Origin of the sequence: Bacillus sp. AF62 (assembly GCF_050312695.1) — a bacterium.
Lineage (GTDB): Bacteria > Bacillota > Bacilli > Bacillales > Bacillaceae_G > Bacillus_A > Bacillus_A cereus.
On sequence record NZ_JBNPJZ010000043.1, the window covers coordinates 1 to 15,782 of the forward strand.

The window sequence follows — 15,782 nt, forward strand, 5'->3', positions numbered from 1 at the left end:
TCGCTATCTATTGCATGTTCAGCTAGTTTTTCTGATTCATAACATTGCATATTTATTTTAGTTTTGCAACACCCTCCTATTGTAATATTAGCTAATGATGTGTTTAATAGTTCTGATGTAGTTAAAATGTTATCTATCTTTATAACTGTCTTTTTTTCATTAGAGCGAATTATCGGGATTGGCAAGGAAATCAAAAAACAAGTTGAAGAATATGATATTAACTATATTTTTAATTTTTATGAGATGAAGGACTATAGGGCCATCCAAAATGTAGATATTTTGAATGAATTAGATTTGGAAATAGAGGAAGAAGAGTTAGTAAAGCAGGTATTATGTTATATGGCTATTGATAAAAATATAGCAAAAAAATTAATAGAATTTTATTTGAAGAATTTTTATAAATATGAGGCGCTAGTACTTTACTGTCAGTACCAATTAAAGATTGAGAAATATAATGAGAGGGAAATTGGAAAAACACAATTGCGTGATTTGTTAAGCGTTATGCAGAGGGTACAAAAAGCGAATAGTAAAGAGCAAAATATTATTAAAATGGAAGACGCAGCGAAAGAATTAGCTGATTTGTATTTTCAATTAGGGGAAAATGAATTGGAAATTATAAACCTTTTATCTGGGTATGTTATGCTATCTGACTATTATAAGTTTATATTGGTAAACTCGTATGTTAAAGTTGATAATATTGTAAAGGCCGAGGAAGTATTTTGTACAATTAATGATAAAGATACTTATTCGTTAGAGATATAATATTAATTTAAATAGGTATCGAGATAATCGCTATTCTCAGATATATTTGTAAATTATAGTCTAAACCAATAGGTATAGTGACGATTGATGCCACGTCAAGTAATCGAATCTATAATGCGAACACAAAAGAATTGTATTATGAGTAGAAATTATGAAGAAATATGTAAAAGACGGTTTCGTACAATATCGAAACCGTCTTTTTGTATTCATTAGTGCTGGTTTTGTTTTCGAGCCTGCTCTGGTGTATCAAGTCCAGTTGCACCTGGATATTGTAGTGATTGATCACGATCAGATTCAACGCGGCGTGATTCTCGTAGTTTTCGTTCTTGGCGATCTTTACCCATAATGAATAACACCTCCTTGTTAAAAGTGTTGCTGTTATAAGAAAAAACTATGCGTAAATAAAGTGGATTAACTTTCATAAAAAATTCCCATAATGGAAAACATAGGAGGTGAAGTAGATGGATGGAAGTACTTTTTATTTTATAGCTTGGATAGGGTGGGTTGTCGTAACCTTTTTTATGAAAAAGGACCATATTCGGTGGAAGTTAGGCGCTTGTATATTGATTTTTATAATTTGCTCTCCGTTACATGTAACGATCGCCTCATTCATGGTATCAGTAAATGCTCTTTTACTTTGTATTATTTCTTTTATAGGGATCGCGCTGTATTCTGTTTGGAAAAAATTATATAGCTTACTTTCGGCACTTATTATTGCGATGTTATATACAAGTTTTCATCTGTTAGAGATATATGATCCGATTTGGATTGTGGTGGATAGAGTGTTTCTGCTAAGTAGTGCTCTTGTGTATGCATCGGTGTTATTGCATGGGGATCGCATATTACGATTATGTTCCCTATATGTAGGGATGTTACAAGGAGAGTTGCTAGTGACATTTATTTTTCGGAAATTGAATTTTCCATATGATTACGGTAGTTTAGCATTTTTTGATATCGTCGCCGTTTCTACATTATTCATGGCAGTATTGTTTTGGATTGCAAAAGCATCAGTATACATGGAACAGTTTAAGAGAAAAACACGTAAAAGAAAGGCGAGGGTAATACATGACTGAATATACACCAGCCATTTTATGCGGCGTAATAGCGGGGACAGTTACAAGGGTGTTAATGCTTCGGACGGATACACGGCAATATCCGACGAGGCTACATGGAAAGATTATTCATATTGCAATGGGGTTAATTGCAGCAGCTTTAGGAGCGATTGCAATCCCATCTATTTTGAAAAAAGATTTTTCTGCCATTACATTTCTTACGTTAGCAGCGACACAATTTCGTGATGTACGTAATATGGAAAGAAATACACTTCAACAATTAGATGGGTATGAGCTCGTACCGCGTGGAAATACGTACATTGAAGGGATTGCATTGGTTTTTGAAAGTCGCAACTATTTGGCGATGTTAACGTCGTTTGTAACGACGTTTGCGTATATAGGGTTCCGTTCATGGATTGCTGGAGTAATTATGGCTATAATCGCATTTTTTATTGCGAAAAAATTAATGTCTGGTAGAAGACTCCATGACCTTGTAGATATTGAGCATGTTCCGCTGCGTTTTGAAGGAGCAGGGCTTTATATCGATAATATTTATATTATGAATATTGGATTGCCGGTGAGGCAAGAAGAGATTATGAAATATGGCATGGGGTTTATATTAAAACCGAAATCCATTGATGCGATGGTGACAATCTCAAATTTAGGGCAACGGCAAGCTATTTTACACGATGTTTCGGTGGCGTTAGGGATTTATAGAGATTCTGGTACACCAGCGCTTGTACCGTTAGCAAAGCGTGATTTAGAGGATGGCAGGGTTGGGATTTTTGTCTTACCGCAAGATCAAGATGCAGAGAAAGCAATAAGTGTCATAGGAAATGTACCAACGTTAGAAAGTGCTGTCCATATGTCATCGGAAGCCCCGAAAGGAAGGGGAGATAAGAGATGATGTTAGAAAGCGTTATCCTGGCAGTTATTACAACAGCGCCAGAAAAATTTGCAGGTGGTGCTCCTTTATTTGTTTGTGAGTCGATGGAGGAACTAGAATTTGTTGCAAATAATTTAGAGGCAATTTTAGATGGTATTGCGCATCGCTTACAAGAGAATGTATATATTATTGTGAAACATTAGGAACGTGTGTTATAATGTGAGGTGTTTTGATACGTTGAGAAATATTCTGGAATGCAAATCCCTTCTTGCACAAAGAAGGGTTTTTTACATAATAAACAGAAGCAAGTTGAAAGGATGAAAGTATATGCCGAAACCAGTAATAGCAATAGTAGGCCGCCCGAACGTAGGAAAATCTACTATTTTCAATAGAATAGTTGGAGAAAGAGTTTCAATCGTAGAAGATATCCCAGGTATAACTCGAGACCGTATTTATAGTGCGGGAGAATGGTTAAATCATGAGTTTAACATTATTGATACAGGTGGAATTGATATTGGAGACGAGCCGTTCTTGACACAAATTCGTCAACAGGCGGAAGTTGCGATTGATGAAGCAGATGTTATCATTTTTATGACGAATGGTCGCGATGGTGTAACTGCAGCGGATGAAGAAGTTGCTAAAATTTTGTATCGTTCTAAAAAACCAATTGTACTTGCGGTAAATAAAGTTGATAATCCAGAAATGCGTAGTGATATTTATGATTTTTATTCATTAGGATTTGGCGAGCCATTCCCGATTTCAGGTACACACGGTTTAGGACTTGGTGATTTGTTAGATGAAGCTGCAAATCATTTTCCAAAGATTGAAGAAGAAGCGTATGACGATGAAACAATCCGTTTCTCTTTAATTGGACGTCCAAACGTAGGGAAATCATCGCTTGTAAATGCACTTCTTGGTCAAGAACGGGTAATTGTAAGTAATATCGCAGGAACGACGCGTGATGCTGTCGATACACCATATAGTAAAGATGATCAAGATTATGTAATCATCGATACAGCTGGTATGCGTAAAAAAGGAAAAGTATATGAAAGTACAGAAAAGTATAGTGTACTTCGTGCGCTTAGAGCGATTGAACGTTCTGACGTTGTTTTAGTTGTTTTAGACGGAGAAGAAGGAATTATTGAGCAAGATAAAAAAATCGCTGGATATGCTCATGATTCAGGACGAGCTGTTATTATCGTTGTAAACAAATGGGATGCAGTGAAAAAAGATGAAAAAACAATGAAAGCATTTGAAGAAAACATTCGTGCTCATTTCCAATTCTTGGATTATGCACCGATTGTATTCTTATCTGCAAAAACGAAAAAACGTACACAAACGTTATTACCGGTTATCAATGAGGTAAATGAAAGCCATAGTATCCGTGTACAAACAAACGTATTAAACGATGTAATTATGGATGCGGTAGCGATGAATCCAACACCGACTCATAATGGTAGCCGTCTGAAAATCTTCTATGCGACACAGGTTGCGGTAAAACCACCAACATTTGTTGTGTTTGTAAACGATACAGAATTAATGCACTTTTCATATGAGCGCTTCTTAAAGAATCGTTTACGTGAAGCGTTCGGTTTTGTAGGAACGCCGATTCACATTATTGCTCGAGCAAGAGACTAATGGAGAGGATGTGATTTTATGACAAAAATCACAGTAGTAGGAGCAGGTAGCTGGGGAACAGCGTTAGCGATGGTATTAGCTGACAATGGACATGATGTACGTATTTGGGGAAATCGCTCAGAACTTATGGATGAAATGAATACGAAACATGAGAATAGTCGATATCTCCCAGGCATTACATTGCCAAGCACAATCGTAGCCTACTCTTCTTTAGAAGAAGCATTAGTAGATGTAAATACAGTACTGCTAGTAGTACCGACGAAAGCGTACAGAGATGTATTACAAGAGATGAAAGAAATTGTTACAGAACCGATTACTTGGATTCATGCGAGTAAAGGGATTGAACCTGGTACGTCAAAACGTATTTCGGAAGTAATTGAGGAAGAAATTCCAGAGAACTTAATTAAAGATGTTGTTGTATTGTCTGGACCGAGTCATGCTGAAGAAGTTGGTTTACGACAAGCGACAACAGTTACGTCTGCAGCAAAGCGTATGGAAGCGGCTGAGGAAGTACAAGATTTATTTATGAATAGTTATTTTCGTGTATACACAAATCCAGATATCGTTGGAGTTGAACTTGGTGGTGCGTTAAAAAATATTATCGCATTAGCTGCTGGTATAACTGATGGTCTTGGATTAGGTGATAATGCAAAAGCGGCATTGATGACACGTGGTTTAACAGAGATTGCTCGTTTAGGAAGAAAAATGGGCGGGAATCCGTTAACGTTTGCTGGTCTAACTGGTATGGGAGACTTAATTGTAACTTGTACAAGTGTTCATAGCCGAAATTGGCGCGCTGGAAATATGCTTGGAAAAGGACATTCTTTAGAAGAAGTGTTAGAAAGCATGGGTATGGTTGTGGAAGGTGTAAGAACAACGAAAGCTGCTCATGAATTGGCAGAGAAAATGGAAGTTGAAATGCCGATTACAGCTGCTTTATATGACGTGCTGTTCAATGGGAATAACGTAAAAGATGCGGTAGGCTCATTAATGGGACGTGTTCGAAAACATGAAGTGGAAGCTATACCTGACTTACTGTAAAGAAAAGCGACAGAAGTACATTTGTACTTCTGTCGCTTTTTTATTTTATGGGTCTTTTCACCATTTATTTATTTTTGCATAGGATGAAGAGTAACTTGAGGAGAGGGTGAAAAGAATGGATAATAACATTTTTAATAATATTGAGAAGGAAGCGAAAGTAAATAAAGAAGATATTTTTAAATTAGCATCATCCGTGCAAAATGCGAATTTACGTGATGAAACTGTACTTCGTCAATTGATTCATCAAGTGGCTCTTATGGCGGGACGTGAAGTGCCGAAAGAGCAAGAGGATCAAATTGTAAAAGCGATTATTAATAATAATATGCCAGCAGATTTTGGCTCGTTAAGCAAAATGTTTAAAAAATAAATTATGAGAAACAAAGAGTTTGTAGATTGCATATGATAGCCATGAAAGAATGGGAATAGAGCTGTTTTTGGGCATATTTGGTCAACCGAAGCGAGAGATACAATAGCTTCGGTTTTATTTTTATCTAGATTGGTGGAAGATGCTGAAAAACCTATTGATTAAAGTTACATATTCGCGATTTGTAGTAAAATGTTCTTTTTGTATTTGTTTAAAGATTTTAATTTGTTAAAATAGTATAAAAATAGATTAATAAAAAGGGGTGTGTATATGTCAGAAGGGCTTATGAAAATGTGGTTGGCTTTAGGGGCAATTGGATTTATGTTTTTTGCAGTAAGTTTTATTTTATTAAGTAGACATAAAATAAAGAATAAATTTTTGAAAGGGATTACAGCGTTAGTAGCGTACACCCTTATGGTTGTGTCAGGAATTGTTATTTTTCTTGTTGTATTTAGTGGACCTGTACAGCAGTAAATGGAATGGTCTCGAAAATACTACATACGGAGCAAGTTATATTAGTATGAAAAGGTGATGCTAGTGAAAAAAGTCCATATTATTTTAATATTTTGTTGTATGAGCCTTTTAACGGGGTGTCTGTATCCGAAAGAAAATATGAAGCAAAATGCGGTTCCTTATGAAGATCAGCTACAGGTTGTTCAAAAAGCTGTTGTGACATTTAAGGAGCAAAATGATGGGATATTGCCAATTAAGACGAGGGATATGAGTACACCTATTTATCAAAAGTATCCAATCGATTTTCAACAGATTGCTCCGCGTTACATACAAGAAGCGCCAGGGAATGCATATGAAAGTGGAGGAGTATATCAATACGTATTAATAGACGTTGAAACAAATCCAACAGTAAAGTTAATTGATGTTAGGATGGCTGAACAAATTCAGGAATTATCTTTAAAACTTAGGATGTATCGTGATGAACATCAATATCCACCTTTTAAAAAAGTAATTTCAGATGGTGTATATGAATTGGATTTCAAAAAACTAGGATATAAAGATGTGCCACAAGTGACAAGTCCATATTCTGGTAAAGGGCTTCCTTTTGTAATTAATGAAAAAGGAGAAGTTTTTGTTGATTATAGAATCGACTTATATGACGCTTTGAAAAAAAATGAAGGGCAGTTTACGGAGGGAGAAGATATTCGAAATATACTTTCGAAAGGTTCCCCGTTTGTACCAGCCTATTCTTTACCGTACACAGTAAAGAACGGAGAACCAATTTTTTTAAAATCATAAGTCATGAACCTTTCTTTTAGTGAATAAGTTCTAGAAGAAAGGTTTTTTATGTTATACAACTTACGATGCAAACAAAAGATATTTTTTAATAGTCATATGAAATTGGACAAAATTATATGATATATTGTCCGAACTTCTAGAATACCATTATATTATATCAGATATTATAGGCAACGTTAGAGAAGGTGTTAGTTGACTATAAACGCGGAATTATTCCCAAAAATTTTGAGGGAGGGAATCACTTGGAAAAGGTAGATATTTTTAAAGATATTGCAGAACGAACAGGCGGTGATATTTATTTTGGAGTTGTAGGAGCTGTTCGAACAGGGAAATCAACATTCATTAAAAAATTTATGGAACTTGTAGTTATTCCAAATATTGAGAATGAGTCTGACCGTCAAAGAGCGCAGGATGAATTGCCTCAAAGTGCTGCTGGTCGTACAATTATGACGACGGAACCGAAGTTTGTTCCAAACCAAGCGGTTTCTATCGAAGTAGATGAAGGACTTGAAGTGAACATTCGATTAGTAGATTGTGTTGGATATACGGTTCCAGGAGCGAAGGGCTATGAAGATGAGAATGGCCCGCGCATGATTAATACCCCTTGGTATGAAGAACCTATTCCATTCCATGAAGCTGCAGAAATCGGCACGCGTAAAGTAATTCAAGAACATTCAACAATTGGTGTTGTAATTACAACAGATGGAACAATTGGTGAAATTCCAAGAAGAGATTATATAGAGGCAGAAGAACGCGTTGTAAATGAGTTGAAAGAAGTAGGAAAACCTTTCATTATGATAATTAATACGGTACAGCCGTATCATCCAGATACAGAGCAATTACGCCAAAGTTTATCAGAAGAATATGATATCCCGGTTATTGCAATGAGTGTGGAGAGTTTAAGAGAAACAGATGTATATAATGTACTTCGTGAAGCGCTATTTGAATTCCCTGTATTAGAAGTGAATGTGAACCTTCCGAGCTGGGTAATGGTGCTAAATGAAGGGCATTGGTTGCGTCAAAGTTATCAAGAAGCAGTTCAAGAAACTGTGAAGGATATAAAACGTCTTCGTGATGTGGATCGCGTTGTTTGGCAGTTTAGTCAATATGAATTTATTGATCGAGCGAGCCTAGCTGGCATTGATATGGGGCAAGGTGTGGCGGAGATTGATTTATATGCGCCAGATGAATTATATGATCAGATTTTAAAAGAAGTAGTAGGAGTAGAAATTCGAGGGAAAGATCATTTATTGAAGCTTATGCTCGATTTATCTCATGCGAAAATAGAATACGACCAAGTGGCAGATGCATTGCGTATGGTTAAGCAAACAGGATATGGTGTAGCAGCCCCTGCGCTAGCGGATATGAGCTTAGATGAGCCAGAAATTATTCGTCACGGTTCAAGGTTTGGTGTGAAGTTAAAAGCGGTAGCGCCATCTATTCATATGATTAAAGTAGATGTAGAGTCAACGTTTGAGCCGATCATTGGTACTGAAAAGCAAAGTGAAGAATTAGTTCGTTATTTAATGCAAGATTTTGAAGATGACCCGTTATCAATTTGGAATTCTGATATATTTGGACGTTCGCTTAGCTCGATTGTTCGAGAAGGAATTCAGGCGAAATTATCTTTAATGCCAGAAAATGCTAGATATAAATTAAAAGAAACGCTAGAAAGAATTATTAATGAAGGATCTGGCGGATTAATTGCGATTATACTATAAGAAAAATCCCTCTCACTGTAGAGGGATTTTTTGTTTTTTCGATTATAAAATAGAAAAATAAACAGTCATTATCTAATACATTGTTGTAAATTGTCAAGTTTCATCAGATTTTCACATTTTCAGAGTAACAATTTCCTTAAAAATATTGAATTATAAAGGAGAATCGTATAATATAGGCGTTGATAATGATTTATCTACATCTTTGTAGTATAGAATTTGTAAAAATTGCCTACAAATGAAAGTAAGACTCATTTTATGATCATTATACAGTCTTATCTTTGGGAGGAGGTGAATGGCATGAACAAGACAGATTTAATCAATGCTGTTGCAGAAGCAAGTTCCCTTTCTAAAAAGGACGCAACAAAAGCAGTAGACGCTGTTTTTGATTCTATCTTAGAAGCTTTAAAACAAGGTGATAAAGTACAACTGATCGGATTCGGTAACTTCGAAGTTCGTGAGCGTGCGGCTCGTAAAGGTCGTAACCCACAAACAGGTGAGGAGATTGAAATCGCTGCAAGTAAAGTACCTGCATTCAAACCTGGTAAAGCGTTAAAAGATGCGGTTAAATAATCCTTACATATTAACAGGGAAGAAGAGTTTCCTTTTTGGGAACTCTTCTTTTTGCTTTTAAAAACATAAATATGCTAGAATGTGTTCGTATCACTTTTAGGTTTTCGGGAGGGCTAGCGGATGGCAAAAGTTAATTTAGAACAAATTGAACATGCAGTACGCCTTATTTTAGAGGCGATTGGGGATGATCCAAATCGTGAGGGAGTACTTGATACGCCAAAGCGTGTTGCAAAAATGTACGCAGAAGTGTTCTCAGGTATGCATGAAGATCCGAAAGAGCATTTGCATAAAGTATTCGGAGAAGATCACGAAGAGCTTGTACTAGTAAAAGATATACCATTTTATTCGATGTGTGAGCATCATTTAGTTCCATTCTATGGAGTTGCTCACGTTGCATATATTCCGCAAGGTGGAAAGGTGACAGGGTTAAGTAAATTAGCTCGTACTGTAGATACAATTGCACGTCGTCCACAACTGCAAGAACGTATTACATCAACAGTAGCGAACTCTATTATGGAAGTACTAGAGCCTCATGGTGTAATGGTAGTAGTAGAAGCAGAACATATGTGTATGACGATGCGTGGTGTGAAAAAACCAGGTGCGAAAACAGTAACGACAGCAGTGCGTGGTGTGCTTGAAAATGATGCTGCAGCGCGCAGTGAAATTTTATCGTTTATTAAAGCGAAGTAAAGAAAAGCGGGAAACTGCTTTTCTTTTTTTTTTTTAGTAAATAAATGATATAGTTTTAGCTAGACAGAGTGAGATTAGAAAGATTGCTTACATGAATGGTAGGTGTAGCCAAGTTTTGGTTATAGAAAATAGAGTGTATGTGTTATAATAAGTTTTATGAATTAGAAAACAAGGGTGATTTTTTGTGTGTGACATCTACGGAGGGTATGCGGGTATAAAAGAGAAATTGATGGAGAAATTACGCCATCCTTATTTTATAAACTATATTGAAGAACCATTTATTGATGAAGAAAAGATAGCATTGTTATATGGTGCTTTAAAGAGTGCAAACTTACATATAGAACAAATTGAGCATTACGTAGTAACAATTATGCTTGTACAAATTGCGCTTGATACGCATGAAAGGGTATCAAATAAAGCAGGCGAGGAAGAGATTGAATTCCATAAATGTCGTCAATTAACAGTACTTGCAGGCGATTACTATAGTGGACTATATTATTATTTATTGTCTATGAATCGTGATATTGTTTTAATTCGTGCACTTGCTGAAGGAATTAAAGAGATAAATGAACACAAAATTATGTTATACCAAAAAGCGCATGAAACGACGGATGACATAATGAAAAGCGTAGTAACGATTGAGTCTGCGCTCCTTCAAAAAACATGTGATCATTTTCATTTATCACATTGGAAGCCATTTATCACATACGTATTAGGTGGAAATCGCCTTCAAAAAGAAATTCAATTGTATGCTAATAAACAACATTCACCTGTTTTTCAAGCGGTGCAAGATGCTTTAGGGGATAAAGCAGAAGTAGTGATTAATGGTTGGATGATGGAATTGAGAAAGAAAGAAAAACAATTTTTAGAAAATCACACAGACGTAAGTGAAATAAATTCTGTGTTAAGGGATAAATAGAAGACATAAGCAATTTTACATTGGAAGAAGGTACGAGCATGCAACAATCAAAAGAAGAAAGAGTACATGACGTATTTGAAAAGATTTCTGATAAATACGATGTGATGAATTCTGTAATTAGTTTTCAAAGACATAAAGCGTGGCGTAAAGAAACGATGCGAATTATGGATGTACAACCTGGCAGTAAAGCGCTTGATGTATGCTGCGGAACCGCAGATTGGACAATTGCGCTAGCTGGAGCGGTAGGTGAGCAAGGAAAGGTTGTTGGCTTAGACTTCAGTGAAAATATGTTATCTGTCGGTAAGCAAAAGGTAGAGGCGTTACAATTAAAACAAGTAGAACTTCTACATGGGAATGCAATGGAGCTTCCATTTGAAGATAATACGTTTGATTATGTAACAATTGGGTTTGGTTTACGTAACGTACCGGATTATATGCACGTATTAAAAGAAATGACGCGTGTAGTAAAACCAGGTGGAAAAGTAATCTGTTTAGAAACATCTCAACCAACAATGATTGGTTTTCGACAAGGGTATATTTTATACTTTAAATATATCATGCCGTTATTTGGAAAGATGTTTGCGAAAAGTTATAAAGAATATTCATGGCTTCAAGAATCTGCTAGTGCATTCCCAGGGATGAAAGAATTGGCCCAAATGTTTGAGCAAGCTGGACTTGAACGTGTGCAAGTGAAACCATTTACTTTTGGGGTAGCAGCGATGCATTTAGGTATTAAACCAGAATCAAAATAGAAAAAAGAAAAAAGAAAAAAGAAGTTTTAGGTTAAGGTGAACAATATGAAGTTACAACTTATGTACTCTTTTTTACGATCGGATATTAATGTGATAGAAAAAGAATTAAAAAAGACAGTTGCTTCTGAACAGCCATTAGTAGAAGAGGCAGCATTACAACTTATTGAAGCTGGTGGGAAGCGAATTCGTCCTGTATTTGTGTTGCTTGCAGGGAAATTTGGAGATTATAAGTTAGATGCGATTAAGCATGTTGCTGTTGCGTTAGAGCTTATTCATATGGCTTCTCTTGTTCACGATGATGTTATTGATGCTGCATTTTTACGACGCGGCAGTGCGACTGTGAATGCGAAATGGGGAGATCGTATTGCGATGTATACAGGGGACTATTTGTTCGCTAAGTCTCTTGAATGTATAACAAATATCGAAATCCCAGAGGCGCATCAAGCGTTATCACATACTATTTTAGAAGTCTGTAAAGGTGAAATTGAACAAATTAAAGATAAATACAATTATGACCAAAATTTAAGAACGTATTTAAGAAGAATAAAGCGAAAAACAGCATTATTAATTGCCGCGAGTTGTCAATTGGGAGCGATTGCTGCTGGTGCTAATCGTGATACAGTAAATCGTCTATTTTGGTATGGGTATTTTGTAGGAATGTCTTATCAAATTATTGATGACATTTTAGACTTCGTTTCCACAGAAGAGAAACTTGGAAAACCTGCTGGTGGAGATTTATTACAAGGAAACATAACGCTCCCTGCTTTATATGCGATGGAAGATCCAGTACTTCGTCAAAAAATCACATCTGTACATGAAAATACAACAGCAAGTGAAATGCAAGAAATTATTGATGCTGTAAAAAATAGTCCAGCAATTGATCAAGCATTTGCGTTTAGTGAACGTTATTTACATAAAGCTTTAGAAATAATAAAACCACTCCCACGTGGAAAAGCAAAGTATGCATTACAAAATGTTGCAAAGTATATTGGAAAACGAAAATTTTAATGTTTATTCTAAAAAATAAAATAATCTCTCTATTTCAAAACTATTGCACAATTGTGATAAGGGTGATAATATGTGTGTGGGGATATACAATTACATACATAATTCAGAAGTGGAGAGATTTTTTATGGAAAAAACATTTCTAATGGTAAAACCAGACGGTGTACAACGTGCCTTCATTGGGGAAATTGTAGCTCGTTTTGAGAAAAAAGGCTTTCAATTAGTTGGTGCAAAATTAATGCAAGTCACTCCGGAAATTGCTGGACAACACTACGCTGAGCATAAGGAAAAACCTTTCTTTGGTGAGTTAGTAGACTTTATTACATCTGGACCTGTATTCGCAATGGTATGGCAAGGTGAAGGTGTAGTAGATACAGCGCGTAACATGATGGGGAAAACAAGACCACATGAAGCAGCTCCTGGAACAATTCGTGGAGATTTCGGTGTAACTGTTGCGAAAAATATTATTCATGGTTCTGATTCTTTAGAAAGCGCAGAGCGCGAGATTGCTATTTTCTTTAAAGAAGAAGAATTAGTTGACTACTCAAAATTAATGAATGAATGGATTTACTAATTATTTTGAAATAATTTGTAAACGCTTTAATCACTGTGATAATAGTAAAAAGTGCAAGGAGAATAGGGGTATTCTTCTTGCACTTTTTTTATTTTCAATTAGTTACGAAGTTTGAGCTGTTATGATATATTGATATTTAAATTAGGCCTATCGGAAATATAGAATAAGAAAATGGTCGATTTATGATATAATTTCTTTAATATTTTTAGAATGATAAAAGTTAATATAGTGAGATAAATACATATACGAAAAGAGGAATAACGTATGCGATATATTACAGCTGGTGAATCTCATGGTCCGCAACTTACAACGATTATAGAAGGTGTTCCAGCAGGATTGTCTTTAGTAGCGGATGATATAAACGAAGAGTTAGCTAGAAGGCAAAAGGGATATGGGCGTGGTAGACGCATGCAAATTGAAACGGATCAAGTGCAAATTTTAAGTGGTGTTAGACATGGAGAAACATTAGGTTCCCCTATTGCACTCGTTGTTGAAAATCGTGATTTTGCCCATTGGACAAAAATTATGGGGGCAGAGCCTTTAACTGAGCAGGAAGAAAAAGAGATAAAAAGGAAAGTGACAAAACCAAGGCCTGGGCATGCTGATTTAAATGGTGCAATTAAATATGGTCATAGAGATATGAGGAATGTACTGGAACGTTCGTCAGCGCGCGAAACGACGGTGCGTGTTGCTGCTGGTGCGGTTGCTAAAAAGGTGTTAGCAGAACTTGGTATTAAAGTGGCGGGCCATGTAATTGAAATTGGCGGTGTACAAGCTAAGGAGGTTACGTATAGTTCAATTGAAGAATTAAAGAGTATTACAGAAGCATCTCCTGTACGTTGCTTAGATGACGAAGCTGGTAACCAAATGATGAAAGCGATTGATGATGCGAAAGCAAATGGTGATTCAATTGGTGGAATCGTTGAAGTAATTGTGGAAGGAATGCCAATTGGAGTAGGTAGCTACGTGCATTATGATCGAAAACTGGATGCGAAATTAGCAGCTGCAATTATGAGTATTAATGCTTTTAAAGGTGTCGAGATTGGAATTGGTTTTGAAGCAGCGCATAGACCGGGAAGTGAAGTTCATGATGAAATTCTATGGAATGAGGAGCATGGATATACAAGAAGAACAAATAATGCAGGTGGATTAGAAGGCGGTATGACGACTGGAATGCCAATTGTTGTGCGCGGTGTGATGAAACCGATACCTACACTTTATAAACCTCTTCAAAGTGTAGATATTGATACGAAAGAGCCTTTTACAGCGAGCATTGAACGTTCAGATAGTTGTGCAGTGCCAGCAGCTAGTGTCGTTGCAGAAGCGGTTGTGGCTTGGGAATTAGCAACAGCTTTAATAGAACAATTCGGATTAGATCGTATGGAACTAATTCGTGAAAATATTGAGAAACATAATGAATATGCGAGGGGATTTTAATGGGAAACATACATATTCAAACGAAATCAAAAGAATATGATGTACATGTTGGTAAAGAAGCGTTGTCAAACTTAACAATGATCGTTCAAAATATGCAGCCAGCTGTATCTAACGTAATGATCATTTCAGATGAAGCTGTTGCATCACTACATTTACAGACAGTTATCGATGCATTACAAGTGGAGCAGGACGTGTTTTCGTTTGTTGTACCAAGTGGCGAAAAAGAGAAGTCTTTCGAAAATTTCTATGCGGCTCATACGTCAGCTCTTGAAAATAAATTAGATAGAAATTCTTTAATTCTTGCACTTGGAGGCGGAATGATTGGAGATTTAGCTGGTTTTGTTGCTGCATCTTTTATGCGGGGTATTCGCTTTGTGCAGGTTCCGACGACTTTATTAGCGCACGATAGCGCAGTAGGTGGGAAAGTAGCGATTAATCATCCGTTAGGTAAAAATATGATTGGTGCATTCCATCAGCCAGAAGCGGTTGTATATCATACACCGTTTTTACAGTCTCTTCCTGAAAAAGAGTGGCGTTCAGGTTATGCAGAGGTGATAAAGCATGCTCTTATTGGTGATGTGGAGCTATATCATTGGTTAAAAGAAGAAGTGCAAACATTAGCGGATCTTCGTGATGAGAAGTTAATCCATATATTAACGAAGGCGATTCCTGTAAAGGCAAATGTTGTGTCACAAGATGAAACAGAGAAGGGTGTACGTGCCCATTTGAACTTTGGACATACGTTAGGACATGCTCTTGAAAAAGAGCTAGGGTATGGGAATATTACTCACGGTGACGGCGTAGCGGTTGGAATGTTATTCGCCATATTTTTAAGTGAGCAAGTGTACAAGGTTGATCTTGCTTATGAAGATATGAAGCAGTGGTTCTTGAAATACGGCTATCCAAAAATGCCAAGAGATTTGAATGTAGAGCGCCTCGTTCAATTGATGAAACAAGATAAGAAAGCAAATGCAGGAGCAATTCATATGGTGCTTATGCAGGAATATGGGGTAGTGAATGTCGTATCTATTTCAGATGAGACTGTTCATATTGCGTTAGAGGCATTTCAAAAAGATATGGTTTAAAATGATAGCGAAGTGTTGTGAAGTGCTCATTTAGA

Annotated in this window: 19 protein-coding genes; 18 read left to right on the plus strand and 1 reads right to left on the minus strand. The window is 36.4% G+C overall.

What is annotated here, in order from left to right:
- Positions 1-126 precede the first annotated feature (126 nt).
- Positions 127-762, plus strand: a complete 636-nt coding sequence (locus tag ACQRBL_RS07265) for a hypothetical protein (RefSeq protein ID WP_097984467.1) — start codon at positions 127-129, stop codon at positions 760-762.
- A gap of 209 nt (positions 763-971) precedes the next feature.
- Here the strand turns inward: ACQRBL_RS07265 and ACQRBL_RS07270 are convergent, their stop codons facing one another.
- Entirely contained in the window at positions 972-1,106 is a 135-nt protein-coding gene (locus ACQRBL_RS07270; protein WP_000513900.1) for a YpzI family protein, read from the minus strand.
- A gap of 117 nt (positions 1,107-1,223) precedes the next feature.
- Here ACQRBL_RS07270 and ACQRBL_RS07275 point away from each other — a divergent pair, with 117 nt between their 5' ends.
- From ACQRBL_RS07275 to aroB, 17 genes are all read left to right on the plus strand, one after another.
- A complete protein-coding gene (locus ACQRBL_RS07275; protein ID WP_002093921.1) occupies positions 1,224-1,835 on the plus strand; it encodes a YphA family membrane protein in 612 nt (203 codons plus the stop codon).
- The gene (locus ACQRBL_RS07280; protein WP_097987171.1) at positions 1,828-2,721 is read left to right on the plus strand and encodes a YIEGIA family protein; all 894 of its coding nucleotides are present in this window, start codon (positions 1,828-1,830) and stop codon (positions 2,719-2,721) included. The genes ACQRBL_RS07275 and ACQRBL_RS07280 overlap by 8 nt, the downstream gene beginning before the upstream one ends.
- Positions 2,718-2,903, plus strand: a complete 186-nt coding sequence (locus ACQRBL_RS07285; RefSeq protein ID WP_000979048.1) for a capping complex subunit for YIEGIA — start codon at positions 2,718-2,720, stop codon at positions 2,901-2,903. Before ACQRBL_RS07280 ends, ACQRBL_RS07285 begins: the two co-directional genes overlap by 4 nt.
- Before the next feature lie 124 nt (positions 2,904-3,027).
- Positions 3,028-4,338 (plus strand): ribosome biogenesis GTPase Der, encoded by a 1,311-nt coding sequence (gene der, locus ACQRBL_RS07290; RefSeq protein WP_001125890.1) that lies wholly within the window; start codon positions 3,028-3,030, stop codon positions 4,336-4,338.
- 18 nt (positions 4,339-4,356) lie between these two features.
- Positions 4,357-5,379: an NAD(P)H-dependent glycerol-3-phosphate dehydrogenase gene (locus ACQRBL_RS07295; RefSeq protein WP_000161783.1), complete on the plus strand. Its 1,023-nt coding sequence runs from the start codon at positions 4,357-4,359 to the stop codon at positions 5,377-5,379.
- Between the two features lie 115 nt (positions 5,380-5,494).
- The gene (locus ACQRBL_RS07300) at positions 5,495-5,746 is read left to right on the plus strand and encodes a stage VI sporulation protein F (protein ID WP_000369753.1); all 252 of its coding nucleotides are present in this window, start codon (positions 5,495-5,497) and stop codon (positions 5,744-5,746) included.
- A 267-nt stretch (positions 5,747-6,013) separates the two neighbouring features.
- Positions 6,014-6,217: a DUF2768 domain-containing protein gene (locus ACQRBL_RS07305; protein WP_001289005.1), complete on the plus strand. Its 204-nt coding sequence runs from the start codon at positions 6,014-6,016 to the stop codon at positions 6,215-6,217.
- 63 nt (positions 6,218-6,280) lie between these two features.
- Entirely contained in the window at positions 6,281-6,994 is a 714-nt protein-coding gene (locus ACQRBL_RS07310) for a hypothetical protein (RefSeq protein WP_000755480.1), read from the plus strand.
- A 242-nt stretch (positions 6,995-7,236) separates the two neighbouring features.
- A complete protein-coding gene (gene spoIVA / locus ACQRBL_RS07315; protein ID WP_000416519.1) occupies positions 7,237-8,715 on the plus strand; it encodes a stage IV sporulation protein A in 1,479 nt (492 codons plus the stop codon).
- Between the two features lie 297 nt (positions 8,716-9,012).
- Complete coding sequence (locus ACQRBL_RS07320; protein ID WP_001043860.1) at positions 9,013-9,285, plus strand: HU family DNA-binding protein; 273 nt, start codon at positions 9,013-9,015, stop codon at positions 9,283-9,285.
- Between the two features lie 120 nt (positions 9,286-9,405).
- Entirely contained in the window at positions 9,406-9,975 is a 570-nt protein-coding gene (gene folE / locus ACQRBL_RS07325; RefSeq protein ID WP_001151481.1) for a GTP cyclohydrolase I FolE, read from the plus strand.
- Positions 9,976-10,159: 184 nt separating this feature from the next.
- Positions 10,160-10,894 carry a heptaprenyl diphosphate synthase component 1 gene (locus ACQRBL_RS07330; RefSeq protein WP_411996500.1) on the plus strand — a complete coding sequence of 245 codons (735 nt, stop codon included), beginning with the start codon at positions 10,160-10,162 and terminating at the stop codon, positions 10,892-10,894.
- Between the two features lie 38 nt (positions 10,895-10,932).
- Entirely contained in the window at positions 10,933-11,646 is a 714-nt protein-coding gene (gene menG / locus ACQRBL_RS07335; RefSeq protein WP_001187668.1) for a 2-heptaprenyl-1,4-naphthoquinone methyltransferase, read from the plus strand.
- Positions 11,647-11,691: 45 nt separating this feature from the next.
- Positions 11,692-12,654 (plus strand): heptaprenyl diphosphate synthase component II, encoded by a 963-nt coding sequence (hepT, locus tag ACQRBL_RS07340; RefSeq protein WP_000776079.1) that lies wholly within the window; start codon positions 11,692-11,694, stop codon positions 12,652-12,654.
- Positions 12,655-12,778: 124 nt separating this feature from the next.
- Complete coding sequence (ndk, locus tag ACQRBL_RS07345; protein ID WP_000415883.1) at positions 12,779-13,225, plus strand: nucleoside-diphosphate kinase; 447 nt, start codon at positions 12,779-12,781, stop codon at positions 13,223-13,225.
- Between the two features lie 264 nt (positions 13,226-13,489).
- Positions 13,490-14,662 (plus strand): chorismate synthase, encoded by a 1,173-nt coding sequence (gene aroC / locus ACQRBL_RS07350; protein WP_001269379.1) that lies wholly within the window; start codon positions 13,490-13,492, stop codon positions 14,660-14,662.
- Entirely contained in the window at positions 14,662-15,747 is a 1,086-nt protein-coding gene (gene aroB, locus ACQRBL_RS07355) for a 3-dehydroquinate synthase (RefSeq protein ID WP_000526809.1), read from the plus strand. The genes aroC and aroB overlap by 1 nt, the downstream gene beginning before the upstream one ends.
- The last annotated feature ends 35 nt before the right edge of the window (positions 15,748-15,782 follow it).

Excerpts from the sequence above, each read along its gene's own strand:
- ACQRBL_RS07265 (WP_097984467.1), top strand. The coding sequence starts at position 127 with ATGTTATCTATCTTTATAACTGTCTTTTTTTCATTAGAGCGAATTATC.
- ACQRBL_RS07270 (WP_000513900.1), bottom strand. The coding sequence starts at position 1,106 with ATGGGTAAAGATCGCCAAGAACGAAAACTACGAGAATCACGCCGCGTT.
- ACQRBL_RS07275 (WP_002093921.1), top strand. The coding sequence starts at position 1,224 with ATGGATGGAAGTACTTTTTATTTTATAGCTTGGATAGGGTGGGTTGTC.
- ACQRBL_RS07280 (WP_097987171.1), top strand. The coding sequence starts at position 1,828 with ATGACTGAATATACACCAGCCATTTTATGCGGCGTAATAGCGGGGACA.
- ACQRBL_RS07285 (WP_000979048.1), top strand. The coding sequence starts at position 2,718 with ATGATGTTAGAAAGCGTTATCCTGGCAGTTATTACAACAGCGCCAGAA.
- der (WP_001125890.1), top strand. The coding sequence starts at position 3,028 with ATGCCGAAACCAGTAATAGCAATAGTAGGCCGCCCGAACGTAGGAAAA.
- ACQRBL_RS07295 (WP_000161783.1), top strand. The coding sequence starts at position 4,357 with ATGACAAAAATCACAGTAGTAGGAGCAGGTAGCTGGGGAACAGCGTTA.
- ACQRBL_RS07300 (WP_000369753.1), top strand. The coding sequence starts at position 5,495 with ATGGATAATAACATTTTTAATAATATTGAGAAGGAAGCGAAAGTAAAT.
- ACQRBL_RS07305 (WP_001289005.1), top strand. The coding sequence starts at position 6,014 with ATGTCAGAAGGGCTTATGAAAATGTGGTTGGCTTTAGGGGCAATTGGA.
- ACQRBL_RS07320 (WP_001043860.1), top strand. The coding sequence starts at position 9,013 with ATGAACAAGACAGATTTAATCAATGCTGTTGCAGAAGCAAGTTCCCTT.
- folE (WP_001151481.1), top strand. The coding sequence starts at position 9,406 with ATGGCAAAAGTTAATTTAGAACAAATTGAACATGCAGTACGCCTTATT.
- menG (WP_001187668.1), top strand. The coding sequence starts at position 10,933 with ATGCAACAATCAAAAGAAGAAAGAGTACATGACGTATTTGAAAAGATT.
- hepT (WP_000776079.1), top strand. The coding sequence starts at position 11,692 with ATGAAGTTACAACTTATGTACTCTTTTTTACGATCGGATATTAATGTG.
- ndk (WP_000415883.1), top strand. The coding sequence starts at position 12,779 with ATGGAAAAAACATTTCTAATGGTAAAACCAGACGGTGTACAACGTGCC.
- aroC (WP_001269379.1), top strand. The coding sequence starts at position 13,490 with ATGCGATATATTACAGCTGGTGAATCTCATGGTCCGCAACTTACAACG.
- aroB (WP_000526809.1), top strand. The coding sequence starts at position 14,662 with ATGGGAAACATACATATTCAAACGAAATCAAAAGAATATGATGTACAT.